General features: G+C 59.3%; 15 protein-coding genes. 12 read left to right on the forward strand and 3 right to left on the reverse strand.

The features are described from left to right. Nucleotides 1–22: 22 nt before the first annotated feature. Both CIC07_RS07075 and CIC07_RS07080 read right to left on the reverse strand, forming a co-directional pair. Entirely contained in the window at nt 23–259 is a 237-nt protein-coding gene (locus CIC07_RS07075) for a hypothetical protein (protein WP_076358469.1), read from the reverse strand. Next, nucleotides 246–449 carry a YycC family protein gene (locus CIC07_RS07080; protein WP_076358468.1) on the reverse strand — a complete coding sequence of 68 codons (204 nt, stop codon included), beginning with the start codon at nt 447–449 and terminating at the stop codon, nt 246–248. Before CIC07_RS07080 ends, CIC07_RS07075 begins: the two co-directional genes overlap by 14 nt. Nucleotides 450–613: 164 nt before the next feature. Here CIC07_RS07080 and CIC07_RS07085 point away from each other — a divergent pair, with 164 nt between their 5' ends. The 12 genes from CIC07_RS07085 (at nt 614) to CIC07_RS07140 (ending at nt 14,644) form a co-directional block, all read left to right on the forward strand. After that, nucleotides 614–2,410 carry a M3 family oligoendopeptidase gene (locus CIC07_RS07085; RefSeq protein WP_076358467.1) on the forward strand — a complete coding sequence of 599 codons (1,797 nt, stop codon included), beginning with the start codon at nt 614–616 and terminating at the stop codon, nt 2,408–2,410. A 400-nt stretch (nt 2,411–2,810) separates the two neighbouring features. Next, on the forward strand, nt 2,811–3,473 hold the full coding sequence (gene fsa / locus CIC07_RS07090) for a fructose-6-phosphate aldolase (RefSeq protein WP_076358466.1): 663 nt from the start codon (nt 2,811–2,813) through the stop codon (nt 3,471–3,473). A 143-nt stretch (nt 3,474–3,616) separates the two neighbouring features. Then, the gene (locus CIC07_RS07095) at nt 3,617–4,735 is read left to right on the forward strand and encodes a P-loop NTPase family protein (RefSeq protein WP_076358465.1); all 1,119 of its coding nucleotides are present in this window, start codon (nt 3,617–3,619) and stop codon (nt 4,733–4,735) included. A 113-nt stretch (nt 4,736–4,848) separates the two neighbouring features. Then, the gene (locus tag CIC07_RS07100) at nt 4,849–6,021 is read left to right on the forward strand and encodes a TadA family conjugal transfer-associated ATPase (RefSeq protein WP_200801156.1); all 1,173 of its coding nucleotides are present in this window, start codon (nt 4,849–4,851) and stop codon (nt 6,019–6,021) included. Further along, nucleotides 6,018–6,863 carry a type II secretion system F family protein gene (locus CIC07_RS07105; protein WP_240923504.1) on the forward strand — a complete coding sequence of 282 codons (846 nt, stop codon included), beginning with the start codon at nt 6,018–6,020 and terminating at the stop codon, nt 6,861–6,863. Before CIC07_RS07100 ends, CIC07_RS07105 begins: the two co-directional genes overlap by 4 nt. A gap of 16 nt (nt 6,864–6,879) precedes the next feature. Next, a complete protein-coding gene (locus CIC07_RS07110) occupies nt 6,880–7,761 on the forward strand; it encodes a type II secretion system F family protein (RefSeq protein WP_076358464.1) in 882 nt (293 codons plus the stop codon). Between the two features lie 54 nt (nt 7,762–7,815). Then, a complete protein-coding gene (locus tag CIC07_RS07115; RefSeq protein ID WP_076358463.1) occupies nt 7,816–8,016 on the forward strand; it encodes a Flp1 family type IVb pilin in 201 nt (66 codons plus the stop codon). Beyond that, nucleotides 8,009–8,665 carry a hypothetical protein gene (locus tag CIC07_RS07120; RefSeq protein ID WP_076358462.1) on the forward strand — a complete coding sequence of 219 codons (657 nt, stop codon included), beginning with the start codon at nt 8,009–8,011 and terminating at the stop codon, nt 8,663–8,665. Before CIC07_RS07115 ends, CIC07_RS07120 begins: the two co-directional genes overlap by 8 nt. Then, nucleotides 8,649–11,066, forward strand: a complete 2,418-nt coding sequence (locus CIC07_RS07125) for a hypothetical protein (RefSeq protein WP_076358461.1) — start codon at nt 8,649–8,651, stop codon at nt 11,064–11,066. The genes CIC07_RS07120 and CIC07_RS07125 overlap by 17 nt, the downstream gene beginning before the upstream one ends. A gap of 146 nt (nt 11,067–11,212) precedes the next feature. Beyond that, nucleotides 11,213–12,142: a hypothetical protein gene (locus CIC07_RS07130; RefSeq protein ID WP_234993022.1), complete on the forward strand. Its 930-nt coding sequence runs from the start codon at nt 11,213–11,215 to the stop codon at nt 12,140–12,142. An 86-nt stretch (nt 12,143–12,228) separates the two neighbouring features. After that, on the forward strand, nt 12,229–12,834 hold the full coding sequence (locus tag CIC07_RS07135) for an A24 family peptidase (RefSeq protein ID WP_076358459.1): 606 nt from the start codon (nt 12,229–12,231) through the stop codon (nt 12,832–12,834). Nucleotides 12,835–12,853: 19 nt separating this feature from the next. After that, nucleotides 12,854–14,644 carry a DUF6382 domain-containing protein gene (locus CIC07_RS07140; protein ID WP_076358458.1) on the forward strand — a complete coding sequence of 597 codons (1,791 nt, stop codon included), beginning with the start codon at nt 12,854–12,856 and terminating at the stop codon, nt 14,642–14,644. On the opposite strand, the gene CIC07_RS07145 is transcribed toward CIC07_RS07140, so the two are convergent. After that, nucleotides 14,641–15,546, reverse strand: coding sequence for a TIGR01777 family oxidoreductase (locus CIC07_RS07145; RefSeq protein WP_076358457.1), 906 nt, complete (start codon nt 15,544–15,546; stop codon nt 14,641–14,643). The two genes, CIC07_RS07140 and CIC07_RS07145, sit on opposite strands and share 4 nt — an antisense overlap. Between the last annotated feature and the right edge of the window lie 13 nt (nt 15,547–15,559).

Raw genomic sequence — 15,559 nt, forward strand, 5'->3', positions numbered from 1 at the left:
TTTCAATTTGGCCTGAGCATGATCATTGAAGGCGGCGCAGGTCGGTATCGGTGAGCAAATAGTCCTTGTCGGCATCGACCAGCGTGACCCGGCTGTGGCAGCATGGAAATACGAGCAGCCTCTTGGCTCCGGATGACACGCTTTTCAGATCGGCAGGCTTCAAGGGCAGCAGGACATGGTCTGTTCCGCAAAAGGGACAGGTTACATAGACGTCCTTCATCATCACGTCGTAAGGCAAAGCCTTTTCAAACGGGATCATGGGAATCGCCTTGCTGCGGATCGGGTGCGGACTCCGCATCGTTCGAGGTGTCCGGCGCGTTTTTGGCAAGCTCGGCCATCTTCTGAAGCAGAATGTGGCGGGGCATATGCATGAGATGCTCCAGCGGAATGTTGAGCTCTTTGGCCAGCCGAACCGCGGTTTCGGCTGACAGCTGCAGGGGTCTGGACATGGCGGTGCCTCCTCAGGCCGGTTCCGTCTCCGCAGAACAGGGTAGCGCGTCGGAGCGGATTGGCGATATAATTCAGTTATACAACGGGAACGCCGGCGGTGCAAACCGATCGCTTCTGCCGGATAGCCCATGGCGGGCAGCTGCCTGCCGAAAGGAGACCGTCCATGGAAACCAATACATACCCGCTGACATGGGATTTGGATGTCTTTTTCAAAGGGGGAGCCGCATCCCCGGAGCTGGAGGAAGTTCTCAAGGGCGTGAAGGCCGATATCGCCCGAATCAGCCAGACGATGCTGGCGTCTTCCGGTTCGGAAGGAGTTCCCGGGGCGAGGCCGGAACAGCTGGAGGAGTGGACGGAGACCCTTCAATCCATTCAGGTCCGCCTGCATGAAGCCGCTTCCTTCGTCGGATGCCTGATGGCGGAAAATGTGGCCAATACTGCGGCTACCGCTCTCAACGGCCGCATCCAGTCTCTGGAAGCGGACTACCTCATCGCGCTCACCCGCTTCGACGACCTCATCAGCCGCACTCCCGATTCCATCTGGGACGGCTGGGTTCAGAGCTCTCCGGTCCGCTTCTATCTCAACGAGCGGCGCCAGAACGCCAAGGACAAGCTGAGTCCCGAGCTGGAAGCGCTGGCGGCCGACCTTGCCGTAGACGGCTATCATGGCTGGGGCAATCTATACAGCCGCATCGTCTCCCTCGCGAAGTTCCGCGCCAAGGACAAGGACGGTCAAGAGAAGGAGCTGTCCGCAGGCCAGATGTTCAACCGCTTGTTCGAGGCGGACCGCACCGTGCGGGCCGAGTCCTTCGCCGAGTGGGAGCGCGAGTGGGCGGAGCATGCCCAGCTTTGCGCCGATGCGCTGAACCATATTTCCGGCTTCAGACTGAAGCTGTACGACCGCCGCGGCTGGAGCGACGTCCTCAAGGAGCCGCTCAAGGTCAACCGGATGACGCAGGCGACGCTGGATGCCATGTGGGGAGCGATCAACGAAGGCAAGCAGGATCTGGTGCGCTATTTCGAGCGCAAGGCCAAGCTGCTCGGACTTGAGAAGCTGGCATGGCATGACATCACGGCGCCGATCGGCGGCGCTTCCAAGCATATTCCGTACGAGGAAGGCTGCGACCTGATCCGCGAGCAATTTGCCAAGTTCGACCCGGCTCTGGCCGAGTTCGCCGACAAGGCGTTCCGCGAAGGCTGGATCGAGGCGGAGGACCGCCCCGGCAAGCGTCCTGGCGGCTTCTGCACCTCGTTCCCCGCGACGGGACAGACCCGTATTTTCATGACCTACTCCGGGACGGAGGACAATGTGTCCACGCTCGCGCATGAGCTCGGACATGCCTACCATCAATATGTGATGGAGGGACTGCCGGCATTTTCTCAGAACTATGCCATGAATGTGGCCGAGACGGCTTCCACCTTCGCCGAGATGATCGTGGCGGAATCCCAGCTCGAGCAGGCGCAGACCAAGGAAGAAAAGCTGTCGCTGCTTGAGCTCAAGATCCAGAACGGCGTGTCGTTCTACATGAACATCCATGCCCGGCTGCTGTTCGAGGTCCGTTTCTATGAAGAGCGCCGCAACGGCGAAGTTTCCGTCGAGCGCCTGAACGAGCTGATGGTCGAAGCTCAGCGCGAAGCGTTCAGCGGCGTGCTTGACGAGGCGCATCCTCATTTTTGGGCAGCGAAGCTTCATTTCTACATTACGGATGTTCCCTTCTACAACTTCCCGTACACCTTCGGCTATCTGTTCAGCGCGGGCCTGTACGCCAAAGCCAAGGAGGAAGGTCCGTCCTTCGCTTCCCGCTATGTCGACCTTCTCCGCGATACGGGCAGCATGACCGTAGAGGAGCTGGCGCTCAAGCATCTGGGAGTGAACCTGCAGCAGGCCGGATTCTGGCAAAGCGCGGTGTCGCTGACCCGCGAAGACATCCGCCAGTTCATGGAGCTGACGGAAGCATAATTCGAACCCCTTTCTCCATTCCCGCTGGAACGGAGAAAGGGGTTTTCGTTTCATCGCCGCAGCTGCTTTCAGCGTTATGCCCGCCTATAAGCAAGCCATCCGCTCTCCATGAAGATTCCATAAAGCCCCTTGAATCGCCGAGGGCGTCGGGAGTATGCTTGTCCCGAGCCAAAGCGTTTTCGTGAGCTTCAAGCGGATGGTGGAAGCATCCCTGAAAAAGGTTGAACCCGGCGGCGGAAATCTTGGAATAAGCTGCCGGTGTCGGCGAGCATGTTAAAGGTCAGGGCTTTGAACTTTCCGGCTGAGCTTGCCGGCAACAAAGCCGGCGGATTCATGGTTTGTCTTTTTGGCCGAAAGGGTAAAAAAACGGATGGACATATGAACAGGAGGCAGGAGAAGCATGAAATTCTTTTTGGATACCGCCAATGTCGAGGAAATCAAACGGATCGCCAAGCTGGGTCTTGTAGACGGAGTGACCACGAATCCGACGCTGGTTGCCAAGGAAGGCCGCATATTCAAGGAAGTCGTGCAGGAAATCTGCAGCATCGTATCCGGTCCGGTCAGCGCCGAGGTCACGGGCACCACGAGCGATGAAATGCTCAAGGAAGCGCTCGAAATCGCGGAATGGGCGCCGAACGTCGTCATCAAGGTCCCTCTGACGGAAGACGGCCTGTTCACGACCCATGCCCTCTCCCAAAAAGGAATCAAAACCAATGTGACGCTCGTATTCTCTGCCGCTCAAGGGCTCATGGCGGCCAAGGCGGGAGCGACGTTCATCAGTCCGTTCGTCGGCAGGCTGGACGACATCGGCATGACCGGCATGGATCTTGTACGCGACTTGACGACAATCATCACCAATTACAAGTTCCAGACCGAAATCATCGTGGCCAGCGTGCGCAATCTGGAGCATGTGAAGCAGGCTGCGGTCGCCGGAGCGCATATCGCTACGATTCCGGGCTCCCTGCTGCCGTCGCTGTGGAAGCATCCGTTGACGGATATCGGCATCGAAAGATTTACGGCTGACTGGAACAAAATGCAGGCCAGCCTCTCCGCCAAAGGCTGACGAGAAAGAAATTGACGGGATTTCAATTTCCGTGATATAGTTGATCCAACTACATTTTGGTCATGCGGAAGCACCGCGAACGATCAGGGAAGCCCCCTGTTGCGTTTGCGGTGCTTTTTTGCGTCTCCATGAAGGAGGACTCCATGAAAAAGCTTGATCTTATTCTGGCTGCCGACGGCGAATACGCCAGGCGCTTATGCGAATATATGCGGGATATGCCCGGAGGCGGCAGATGGCGCGTGACGACTTGCACGACTCCGGACAGTCTTCGCGGTTATCTGAAGGGAGGGTATCCGGTTGATCTGGTTCTCGTCGAGCCCGCATTCGTCAGCGAAGCCGAGAAAGCCTGTCCGGCGTCCAGGCTGGCCGTTCTTGTCCGAAGGCGGGGCGAGGGAGGGGGATATCCGGAGCTGCTGCAGTTCAGGCCGCTTCCGGAGCTGATGGCGTCCATGGAAGCGATGCATGCGGGGAGAGATGCGCTCGGAGCATCGGCAGACGGCAGAGCGTTTGTGGCGGCCGTATATGATCCGGCAGGAGGGCAGGGCAAGACCTTGCTCTCCGCAGAGCTGGCCAGGCAAGCGGCGGCGCAGGGCAAGCGGGTGCTGTACCTCAACTTCGAGGTATGGGAGGCTTCGGAGGTTTTTCTGGGCGCAAGCCCCCCCGAAATGGAAGGAGGAATCGGCAGGCTGCTTTACTGCCTCAAGGCGGGCAAGCAGGATGCGGCCAGGCAGCTTGCCCAAATCCGCACGTTCAGCAGCGGTATGAAATGCGACTATTTCCCGCCGTCTCCGGGACCGGAGGAACGGCTGGCCATGACCGGCGAGGACGCTGCCCTGCTGCTCGATTTCCTTGCCGGCGGCGGATTTTACGATTTCATCGTGGCGGATATGGACAGCCGGCTTGACGATGCCTCCGCATCGATCTGGCAGCGCAGCGGCCGCATCGCCTGGCTTGTCCGCTCATCGGAATCCTCGCTGGCGAAAACTCGCGCGGCGCTGGACTATGCAGCGAGGGCGTACCCGGAGGGGCTTGGGATGGAGGAGCGGAAGGTATGGTTCGTGCAATCCATGGCAAGGCAGGAGCTTCCGGGAGAGGCGGAGCTGACGAGCGGCAGCGGGCACGCCGCCAGGGATCCGCAGCTCGAATATGCCGCTGCTCTTCCCGTTATGGCTCATTACCGCGAAGGCGGGAACGTAAGTCCAGCTTATGCCGGTTCGGTACGGCAGCTTCTGCGGCGGATGCTTCCGGAGCTTGCCGGATGAACCGCTCTGAGGCAGCCGCGCGATACTGGACAGACAGCTCTGGTTTTGTCCGGGAACAAGACCTGCAGCAGGAAATCGCCTCGCTGCGCTCCCGGGTCCGCTCCCTGGTCGACATGAGCGGAGAGATCAGCGACTCGGGATTGACGGCAGCGGTAGAGGCGACTGTGGCCGAATGGCCGGGAGGCGCCAGACTGACTTCTACCGACAGGCTGGCGCTGGTCAAGCGTCTCTATTATTCCTTTCGGGGATTGGATGTGCTTCAGCCGCTGCTGGATGACGACTCGGTTACGGAGATCATGATCAACGGGCATGAGTCGATTTTTGCGGAGCGGTCCGGCAAGCTGGAACGCCTTTCTCTCTCCTTCGAGAGCCGCGAGCGGCTGGAGGATCTCATCCAATCGATCGTGGCCGCTGTGAACCGGGTCGTCAACGAATCTTCCCCGATCGTAGATGCGCGCCTGCCCGATGGATCGAGAGTTCATATCGTGCTGCCGCCGATAGCCTTGCAGGGCCCGGTTCTGACGATTCGGAAATTTCCCAAGAAGCCTCTGCTAATGAACGATCTGATCGCGGCCGGCTGTCTGGACGAAGAATCCGCAGCATTCCTGGCGCAGCTCGTACGAGCGGGATTCAATCTGTTCATCAGCGGCGGCACCGGTACGGGCAAAACGACATTTCTGAACGCCTTGTCCAGGTTCATTCCGTCCGATGAGCGGCTCATCACGATCGAGGATTCGGCGGAGCTTCAATTGCAGGCGCCGAACCTGGTGTCGCTGGAGACGCGGAACGCCAATACCGAGGGGAAGGGGGAGATTCCGATGAGACAGCTGATCCGAGCTTCCCTGCGAATGCGTCCGGATCGGATCATTGTCGGGGAAGTGAGAGGAGCTGAAGCGCTCGACATGCTGGCAGCCATGAATACCGGGCACTCGGGTAGCATGGGTACCGGCCACAGCAACAGCGCCAAGGATATGCTGAGCCGGCTTGAGACGATGGTATTGAGCGGTGCGGCCGAGCTGCCGCTCGCGGCTATCCGGCAGCAGCTCGCTTCCGCGCTGGACATCATCGTTCATTTGTCCCGGATGCGCGATCATTCCCGCAAAGTGCAGGAAGTCGTGCAGGTGACGGGGATGAAGGACGGAGACATCCAGCTGGAAACCTTGTTCCGATATGAGGATGGAGCGGAGGGTGGCCGTCTCCGGCGGCTCCCCATGCCGCTGGCCCGTATGGACAAATGGGTTCGTTGCGGTTTCCATCCAATAGAAGCGGGGAGAGTCGGGAGTTGAGCAGCCGCTTGAACATAATCGAGCCCGTCAAGATGTGGCGGCTGGCAGCGCGGCTCGGCTGGGAGCCGGCAAGATCAGGGTCTGCCTGGCGCAGCCGGCTGCCGGATTACTCGGTCTTCTCCTTGACGCGCAAGCAATTCGCCGTCTCCGCGGGAGCGGGGGCTGCGGCAATATTCGCCGCCATTTATTTGTTCTACTTGTCCGTGCCGGCCGCCGCCGCCTTCTCGGTAGCAGGGCTTCTGGTTCCGAGAAAGTACAGGGACTACTTGAGACGCAGACGCCAAGCGAAGCTTAGGCTGCAATTCAAGGAGATGCTTTTTTCGCTGTCATCCTCTCTAGCGGCCGGGAAGTCGGTAGAAAACGCTTTTTTCGCCTCGCTTGACGATCTGCGTCTCATGTACCCGGAGTCGCGCTCCGATCTCATGCTCGAGCTGGAGGCGATCCGGCATCGATGCGGCAACGGCGATCCGCTGGAGGCGGGGCTTGCCGAGTTCGCCTCGCGATCCGGGGTGGAGGAGATCCGGCAGTTCGCCGACGTTTTCATTACATGCAAGAGGACGGGCGGCAACCTGATCGAGATCATCAGGCGCACCTCCCAGACGATCGGGGAGAAGATCGAAATCAACCAGGAAATTGAGGTCATGATTTCCCGCAAGCGCTTCGAAGCCAAGATCATGACAGGCGTTCCCTTCGCTTTCATGGCATTTCTGCACGGGTCTGCGCCGGACTATATGGCTCCTCTCTACGCGGCGCCTGCAGGGTATGCCGTAATAACAGCCGCTTTGTCAATGCTGGCTGCATGCGGGTGGCTGATGATGAGAATCATGGCTATCCGACTGTAAAAGGAGGAAGAGATCCATGTGGACATTATGGCTGGCTGGATTGATGGCTTCCGCATGGCTGACCGCCGCGTGGAGGCATGCGGCGGCCAGCGGCAGGCCGCTGCCTGCTGTCCTGCTCCACTGGGACAAGCCGGCTCTTGCCGCTTGCTTCGGAGCTCCGGCGTTGCTCCAGGCGGTGGAAGAGGCCGGACTGATGGCGCGCATCGAGGAGCATGTAGCCGGCTTGCATGCCTCCATGGTCATCCTGAAAGGAGAAGCATGGACTCCGGACCTTACGCGGCGATATTTGGCGCGGACATGTATACATGGAAGCGGAGCCGCTCTGGCCGGCTTGCTGCTGACTGCCGCCGCCGGAGAGCAGGCTGTCGCCTGGCTGGGGTTCGCATGCGGAGTGCTGATTCCGGCCTCGAAGATCCGGGATATCCGGGAATCCCTCGACAAGCGGAAACAAGCCTTGCTGCTTGCCTTGCCTGACCTGCTGGTCAAGCTCATGCTGCTTGTCGGAGCCGGAGAAACGATGCAGAAGGCATTGGCGAGATGCGCAGCCTGCGAGGCAGGAGGAGGTCTGGAGAGGCTGCTTTACGCAGAGCTTGGACGCGCCGTCCATGCCATGGGCAACGGGTTGTCCTTTGCTGCCGCCATGGAAGCGTTCAGCCGCCGCTGCGCCGTTCAGGAGGTGTCGGTATTCACGACGGTGCTTTTGCTCAACTATCGTCGCGGCGGCGAACAGCTCGCTCTATCCTTGCGCGAGATCTCCCATCCCTTGTGGGAGAAGCGCAAGAGCCTGGCCCGCACTCGCGGAGAGGAAGCTTCTTCCAAGCTGGTGTTTCCGCTGACAGGGATTTTCTTTCTGCTCATGGTCCTTGTCGGAGCTCCCGCGATGCTGCTGATGAACTGATTTTAGTCAATGATTCTTTCATGGTCATCATTACTTTATTTGGAGGCGGTCTGGATGAGCACAGCAGTATGGTACAGCTGCAAAAAGGCGGCAAGAAAATTCGGGAGGTCGGAGGACGGTCTCGGTACGCTGGAGGTCATTCTGATCATCGCTGTCGTCATTATTATCGCGCTTTTGTTCAAGGACTGGATCATCGAGCTCATAAAAAACCTAATGGGAAAAGCGGATGACCAGGCCAACACGATCTTTGAATGATTCGATCCGCAAGTTCGGCAGCTCCACCGGAGGAAGCTTTACGCTGGAGGCGAGCACCGTCTTCCCGCTGCTCTTCGGAGCCTTGTTCCTGTACTTCCTCATTGCTTTGTACATTTTTCAGCAAGGCGTCTTTTACTCCGGAGCGGTCATGGCCTCCGAAGCGGCGGCTTTCCGATGGGACAACAGCAAGCGCGATGCGGCTTCGGGCTTGCCGCCTGCAGGCGAAGACGACGGCCTGTATTGGAGGCTGGCGGAGGATGGACTTCTGCGCGGCATGATGAATATGGGCCAGTCGGCGGAGTCGATCTCCGCCTACTCATTGGACAGCCAAGGCTCCGCGCCGGATGATCTGCCTGCCGCCAAGCTCGCCAAGGCTGGCGAGAGGCTGAACGAATCATGGACCGGAGAGATGCGTTACAGGCGCGGCTTGCTGGGCGTCATCGAGACAAGGGTCTATCCTTCCGTCCCGATTGCTTTGCCGGGCGGCAGGAAGATCGGCGCGTCCGCCAAGGCTCAGCCTGCCGATCCGGTCGAATTTATCCGCTCGATCGATCTTGTCCGATACTACACGGCGAAATTCCGAACGTCGGAGGATATCTCCCCGGACAAGGCTGGAAAGGTGCTGCAGAATTATGGAGGAGCCCAATAAGAACGAGGAGGCATGCCGGGAAAAAGGGCTGCCGAAAGACGGCACTCAAGGCGCGGTTACGATCTGGGCATGCGCAGCATCGGCAGCTCTGCTTTTGTTGATGGCGGTATTGATTGATTATTCGAGAATTTCTTCCTTCCGCCACAAGCTTGAAGGCTTGGCGCAGACCGGGGTCCGCTCCGTCCTGTCCGCTTACGATGAGACGCTCTACGAGCGATACGGATTGTTCGGTCGGGGAGGCACCGACGGCGGAGCGCTTCTGGCCGAAGCGGTTCAGCTTGGTCTCGACACCGGTTCGGGGCGGAATGTTCCCGGCGATTCCATCCGCTTGCGCTGGCTTGACATGGAGGTTTCCGGAAGCTCGGTGGAGCCTGCGGATTTTCTGGGAGACCACCGCATCTTCGGCCGTCAGATCATGCAGGAGATGAAATACAAAGCTCCTATCGATCTGACGCTGGAGCTGATCGACAAATTCCGTCCACTCTCCGAAGCGATGGGTCAAACGGCTGCAACCGTCGACAAGCTGGGAAGTATCGAGCAGGCATTCGACCAAAGGCAGCAGGCGCTTGAGAACATGCTGAAGCTGCAGAAAGCGGCTGCGGATTATGCCGTCCAAAGCGGTCATGGCGCTCTGATCGGGACAGGAGGCTCGAACGGAGCGGGAGCATCCGGGCTCCAATCCATTGGGGCCGAATACCCTCTTTATTTGGAATGGATTTCTCTGGATGAAGCGGCAACAAGAGCATGGCAGGATGCGGTGGCTGCCCTTCCGACGCCGAGTCCGGGCGCCACACCGAGTCCTTGTACAGCACCCAACTCTTGCATTGCGCCGAGCCCTTTGCCGCCTCCATTGCCGCATGCGTCCGAAATTGCGGATTACGAAAACAGAGCCATGGCAGTATCAGCGAAGCTACAATTGGCTGCGGAAGCATCAGGAAGCCATGATTCCGTTCTGGATGAAGCTGTGGAACAGCTTGAAGCAGCCAGGAGGGCGGAGCTTGAGATGAAAGCCGTGCTGGATGGGCGCGATGAGGCTGGGAATTCATCCTATCGGCTGCCGGCCGGCAGTTCAGCTGCCGCCGACTCCATTCCCGGAACGGTGTCCGTGCTTGATGGCGCATCGGATATGCTGCTTGGAGAGGACTGGTTTTCCCAAGCGGAAAAAAACGTCCTGGAGCAGCGCGACGATTTCCGCAGTTTTTCTTCATCGGCGCAAGCTGCGGCTATCGGACTTCATCGGGCATTGGAGGAGCGTTCCGTGTCATGGGCAAGCCGATTGTCCATCCATGAGCAAGAGCTGTCCCGCCAATGGAGATTTTATGAAGACAAATGGATCGCGCCAGGCGCTACGATGGCCGAGCAGGCTGCGAGCATCGGCAATGCGGACAGCCGAAAAGAAGAGCGGAAAGCTGAAAAAAAGAAAGCCGCTGCTCTCTGGGGGGAAGCGCAGCAGTTGCTGAATGCGATTGAGGGCTTGAAGGGAACCGAGGAGGACTTGGAAGCTTTCCGCCAAGCAGAGAGCTTGTTCAAGGCCAGCATGGACTTCAATCGGCGGCTTGAAGAAGGAGGCGGTTCCGATGAAGCCGGCAAGGCCGGGGGGGACAAACCATCGTTTGAAGGAGTCTCCGGCAGCACCGGAGCCGATGAAGCCGTGAAAGGCTCGCAGAAGCTGGCTGGAGGCGTATTCTCCGGGATGGGGGCTTTGCTGTCCCAAGGCGGGGAGCGCCTGTTCACGGCGCAGTACGCGGCCCAGCGGTTCAGCTTTGCGGATCCGCGCATGCTCGACAGCCTGATTTCCGGCTTGAGCGGATCGGCCGGAGAACCTCGGCGGCCGGATGGGGAAGGAGCCCGGCAAGATGCGCATTTTCCGGCTATGGCCTCGCTGGATAACCAGGAAATGGAATACATCCTATATGGCTTCAACCATCCGTCCGGAAATCTTGGCGCGGCATACGGAGAGCTTTTTGCTTTCCGTCTGGCGGTCCGGACCATGGAGGGACTGATCGAGAGCCGCGGAGCCGGACATCCGCTGCTGGTGCTGGCGATGGCTGCAGTTTATGGATTGAGGGAAGCGATCGGAGATTTGAGAGCGATCCTCGCCACCGGCCAGGCTCCTATTTCCAAATATGTCCCTGCAGAGCTGTCCTATTTGGATTACTTGAGGCTGTTCTATTTGCTGCATGGTTCCGAAGATTCCCGTCTCAGCCGGATGATAGCGATCATCGAGCTCAATACGGGGACGAATTTGGCTTCGGTGCCTGCGGGCGCGACGGTGGAGGTGAAGGCTTCCATGCGGCTGTGGTTCCTGACGGGAGCAGCGAGGCTGCTTGGCAGAAGCGGCCCTGAGCATGGGGCGGGAGGACGGTATGAATGGTCTACGCGTGCAGGCTGGTCCTACTGAAGGCCTTCAGGAGAGTTCGCATTTCGGCTTCTCGTCGGCAGTTCGCTTCTCCTCGCATTTCCTTGGAAAGGGGGAGCAAGTCTCCGCAACCGGATGGAGCCGCGCGCGCTGAAGAAGGCTCCATCCTTCTGGAAGCCGCGCTTGTGATGCCCGTCCTGCTGCTGTTCCTGGTCTTGCTGGCCGCATTTGTTCAATTTTCGGCAGCAGAGACTGCGCTTCAGGCAGCCGCAGATCAGGCGGCTCGACAGACGGCGGCGCATATCCGGCCGGCGATGCTGCTGCTTCAGCAGGACGGAGGCAAGCTCCCGGAACCGGCTCCGCAAGACTCCACAGATCCGGGTCATCAGGCTACGCCCGAAACGGTCCAGAAGGTGGACTCTTCCCCGTCGCAGCCGCAGCTTCCCGACTGGCGACAGGCGGCTGCCGAGGCAGCGGCGTATTTGCCGGATCCGGCAGGAGAGCTGGCCGCAGCCGTGCTCCAGGGAGACTGGAAAGCGCTCGCCGATATGGCCGCTGAACCCGTCGGCATCGCGGTGTTCGAGCCTTTTTTGCGCAAGGCTGCGGAGGACACGCCGCTTGAACCTTCACGAATTACGCTGGCAAGCCTCTCGCTACCGGATCTCGAAGGGGGAGAGAGCGGTTTTCTGAAGCTGGAGGCGCAGTACGAGTTTCCGATCAGGGTTCCTTTTTTGGGCAAAAAAATCATCCTGCATCGAACTGCGGCCGAGCGGGTATGGATACCGGACCCGCTTCCATCCCAAGGCAGAGCGGATGCTCCCGATACCTCCCCGACAGTCAGAATCACGAAGCTTTATCCCATTCCGGCAAGGCCCGGACGCAAAGCCACTCTTGAAGCGGCCGCTTCTCCCGGAGCTCAGGTCACGCTGGAAGTCCGCTACAAAAGCGGCAACAGCGTATCCAAACACGTGGGCACGCAGACTGCGGATGCCTCGGGACATGTGGAATGGTCCTGGCTCGTATCCGGCAATACGACTCCCGGACAATGGGAAGTCGTGGTCACGACTTCGGACGGCGCCTCGGCATCGATGCCCTTCATTGTCCAGAAAAAGCCGTGAGAAATCCGCGAAAAAGCCGTGAAAAAGCCGCAAAAAAAAGCCGTTGCCGATTCGGGCTTTTAAGATTTAGAGGAGGGAGGATTCAAATGGAAGCATGGAACCTGTGGGGATGTTTCCTGCTGGTGAGCATCGCCTTCGGCACGGATATCCGGAGCATGAGAATTCCGAATTGGCTGCCGCTGACATTCGCTCCTGCTGGCTTGCTCCTGCACTTGCTTGATTCGGGGCTGGAAGGTTTGCTGCACGCGGCTGCGGGAATGGCCGCGGGATTTCTTCCGCTCCTAGCCCTGTACGCATGCGGAGGAATCGGTGCAGGCGACGTCAAGCTTTTCGGCGCGGCGGGCGCATGGCTGGGCTGGCTGGCTGTGACGGAGCTGATGCTGTATTCCTTTTTGTACGGAGGAATCGGAGGGGCGGCGTTCCTCATTGCCAGGCGAATCTCAAGGATTCGAAAAGCAGCGCCCGGTACGCAGGCATTGTCCGGCGAAGCCGCAATCCTGCCGTGGACGGCAGGCCAATCGCCAAATCCTCGTTCAGGCCAATCGCCAGCGGACGTCAACGACAGCGGCGACATTCCGAGTCCAGGACATGCGGCCGCCGAACCAGCCGGCGGAGGAGAGGCAACTTCGCCCGTCCGCTTTCCCTTCATGCTGGCCGTCTTCCCGGGCATGGTGACATTATGGCTTTCTTGAAACGAAGGAGGATTTGAGCATGGGACCACTTCTGGCGGATTTTGAATGGAACCGGGAGCATGAAATGATTCTTTCCGCGGAAGGGGGCATTGGGCGGGAAGAGCTGGATGAAGTGGAGCTGGCGATGCTGGAGAGCAGCATTCCGCCAAGCCTGCTTCCTGTCGAATGGCAAATGTGGAATGGACAAGTCCGCTTCCGCTACAAGCTAGGCGGCAAAAAAATGCTGAAGCACAAGCTGACCGAAGGAGCTGGAGATGCCTCCCAGTTCTACAGCCTGATGCTGGCGGTCGCTTCCATCTGCGAAGAGTGCCGCTCTTACATGCTGAAGCCGGAAAACCTGGTGCTGGATGAGAGTTGTATCTTTGTGGGAGACAGCTGGGGCGATATCGGGCTGGTTTATCTTCCGCTCGTTTCGCCCCCGCAAGCGGTTCCTCCTCTTCGCATCCGCTTTCTGGCGATGGCAGCCCGCGCCTCGGCTTCCGTCCAGCCCGATGGACGGCTGGCCTCGCTGATGCAGGCGATAGGAGATGACAATGTGCCGATGCATGATCTCAGATCTCTGCTGCTGGATGCAGCCTCCTTAGATGAAGGAGCCTGCGCATCCATGCCAAGCATGCCAAGCATCGGCGTGGCTTCCTCGCGCAGCGGGGCGGGGGAGGAAGGCCGCTTTCGGAGCTGGCCGGAGCAAAGAGATCGGCAAGGCTCTTTTGCTTGGAGCGGCACAGCGGCCAGAGAGCCGCTGTGCCGGGAGGATGAGAAGGACCTGGATCTGGGGCAATTATTAGATCGGAAGGATTTATTTTCCGGGCGGCGTGCCGGACGGGATGTTGCTATTGTTCAAGCTCCCGATGCGCGGGCAAGCAAGGGTAAAGATTCTATTGAGGCCGATGAAGCCTGCAGCTTGTCGATAGCGGATTCATCGCGGTTCAAGGGACAAAGCAAACCGAATAAAGGAATCGTCACTCTAGCCGTTATCGCAGCTGCAGCTCTGCCCTGGAAGTTCATGTACATGCCGGATCCGGGCAATCGTTCCCTCTTCCTTTGCTGCGGAACTGCCGCTGTCGCTGCTGGCGTTCTGATCTGGTTCTGGGGCAGGAACGGGGGCATAGGGGTCGAACGGGTGGAGGAAGGAGATGCGGAAGCGGAAGCCGGCCTGCTTTTCGTGCCGGATTCAGGGAGGCTGGGATCGGGCCGGCGCTGGCTGTCCCCTACGTCCGACAAGCCAACCGACAAGCCAACCGACAAGCCATTCGCAATTCCATCCGACAAGCCAATCGACCTTCCATCCAAGCCGAAATTCCTCGAGCAGGCTTTCGGCAACGGGCTTGGATCGACTTTTTCCGAACATGCCGTCCAAGCGGATAGGTTTTCTTCCCATGGGGTTCATGGCGGCGATTGGTCCAGCCATTCCCATGAGGCTTCGGCTGCTGCGTCGCCTGCGGACAAAACCGTATGGCTGGGCGCCGGCGGCGGAACGGTTGCGAAGGAGGGGAATTCATCTCGTCATGCGCTGCTCCGGTCCAAGGACGGAAGCTCCGAAAAGCTGGAGCTCAGCGAGTCGCGGAATCAGATCGGGCGTGCGGAAGGAAGCGTAGCCGTAGTGGATCGCTCTCCCGGGGTCTCAAGAATCCATTTGGAGCTGGAGGCCGGTCCATCCGGATGCTTGGCCAAGGATCTCGGCTCCCGCAACGGATCTCTTCTCAACGGCAGGCCGATGGTTCCCTATAAAAGCTACAAGCTGGAGAACGGGGATGTTCTCCAGCTTGCGGGGATCGATGGCTATTCCTATGAGTATGCCGCTCCTCGTTAAAGGAGTTCACTCATGGCGGCTTCCAGGGTCGGATAGCGGAACGCGAAGCCGGCTTCGAGAGCTTTGGCGGGAACGACACGCTGTCCTTCGAGAAGCAGCGCCGATTGCTCCCCGAGAGCCAGCTTGAGCAGAGGAGCCGGGACCGGGAACCAGTAAGGCCGTTTCATGGCGGCAGCGGCTATTTTGAAGAAGGCTTCGTTGCGTACCGGCTCAGGTGCCGATGCGTTGACGGGGCCTTCAACCGTTGCCGTCTCCAGAATGAACAGGATCATTCGGACGATGTCCTCGAGATGGATCCAGGAGATCCATTGCTTGCCGCTGCCGAGAGGGCCTCCGGCGAATAAGCGGACCGGCAGGAGCATTTTGGGGAGGATGCCCCCGTCTCGATCCAGGACGATGCCAGTACGGAGATACACGGTCCGCTCCGCCGGTATGGACGCTGCCGCATGCTCCCATTCCTGCACGACGGAAGAAAGGAAATCCATGGAGCAGACCCGGCTTTGCTCGGTGAACGTCTCCTCGCTTGAGTTCCCATAAGCGTTGACGCCGGATGAGTTGACGAGCACGGCGGGCTTGGCGGAGAGGCTGCCGATTATGCGTGCCAGCCTGCTTGAGGTGTCCAGCCTCGAGTTCAATATCCGCTGCTTCCCCGCTGCCGACCAGCGCTGGCTGATGGAGGCTCCGGCCAGATTCACGACGGCATCGACGCCTTCCAGCAGGGAAGGGTCGCTCTCCGCATCATCCCAAGCCACAGAAGAAAAGCTTCCTCCCGGAACGGTTCCGGTGGAAGCTTTCCCTTTGCGGGATCGGGTCAATATCCATCCTGAGTGGCCTTCTTCGGCCAGCGCTTTCGTCAACGCCTGTCCGATAAATCCGCTTCCCCCCGCAATAGCGATTCTCACTCGCGCATCAAGC

Origin of the sequence: Paenibacillus sp. RUD330 (genome assembly GCF_002243345.2) — a bacterium.
Taxonomy (GTDB): Bacteria; Bacillota; Bacilli; order Paenibacillales; family Paenibacillaceae; genus Paenibacillus_O.

Excerpts from the sequence above, each read along its gene's own strand:
- CIC07_RS07115 (WP_076358463.1), top strand. The coding sequence starts at position 7,816 with ATGAGCACAGCAGTATGGTACAGCTGCAAAAAGGCGGCAAGAAAATTC.
- CIC07_RS07080 (WP_076358468.1), bottom strand. The coding sequence starts at position 449 with ATGTCCAGACCCCTGCAGCTGTCAGCCGAAACCGCGGTTCGGCTGGCC.
- CIC07_RS07095 (WP_076358465.1), top strand. The coding sequence starts at position 3,617 with ATGAAAAAGCTTGATCTTATTCTGGCTGCCGACGGCGAATACGCCAGG.
- CIC07_RS07075 (WP_076358469.1), bottom strand. The coding sequence starts at position 259 with ATGATCCCGTTTGAAAAGGCTTTGCCTTACGACGTGATGATGAAGGAC.
- CIC07_RS07125 (WP_076358461.1), top strand. The coding sequence starts at position 8,649 with ATGGAGGAGCCCAATAAGAACGAGGAGGCATGCCGGGAAAAAGGGCTG.
- CIC07_RS07085 (WP_076358467.1), top strand. The coding sequence starts at position 614 with ATGGAAACCAATACATACCCGCTGACATGGGATTTGGATGTCTTTTTC.
- fsa (WP_076358466.1), top strand. The coding sequence starts at position 2,811 with ATGAAATTCTTTTTGGATACCGCCAATGTCGAGGAAATCAAACGGATC.
- CIC07_RS07140 (WP_076358458.1), top strand. The coding sequence starts at position 12,854 with ATGGGACCACTTCTGGCGGATTTTGAATGGAACCGGGAGCATGAAATG.
- CIC07_RS07110 (WP_076358464.1), top strand. The coding sequence starts at position 6,880 with ATGTGGACATTATGGCTGGCTGGATTGATGGCTTCCGCATGGCTGACC.
- CIC07_RS07100 (WP_200801156.1), top strand. The coding sequence starts at position 4,849 with ATGAGCGGAGAGATCAGCGACTCGGGATTGACGGCAGCGGTAGAGGCG.
- CIC07_RS07130 (WP_234993022.1), top strand. The coding sequence starts at position 11,213 with ATGCCCGTCCTGCTGCTGTTCCTGGTCTTGCTGGCCGCATTTGTTCAA.
- CIC07_RS07135 (WP_076358459.1), top strand. The coding sequence starts at position 12,229 with ATGGAAGCATGGAACCTGTGGGGATGTTTCCTGCTGGTGAGCATCGCC.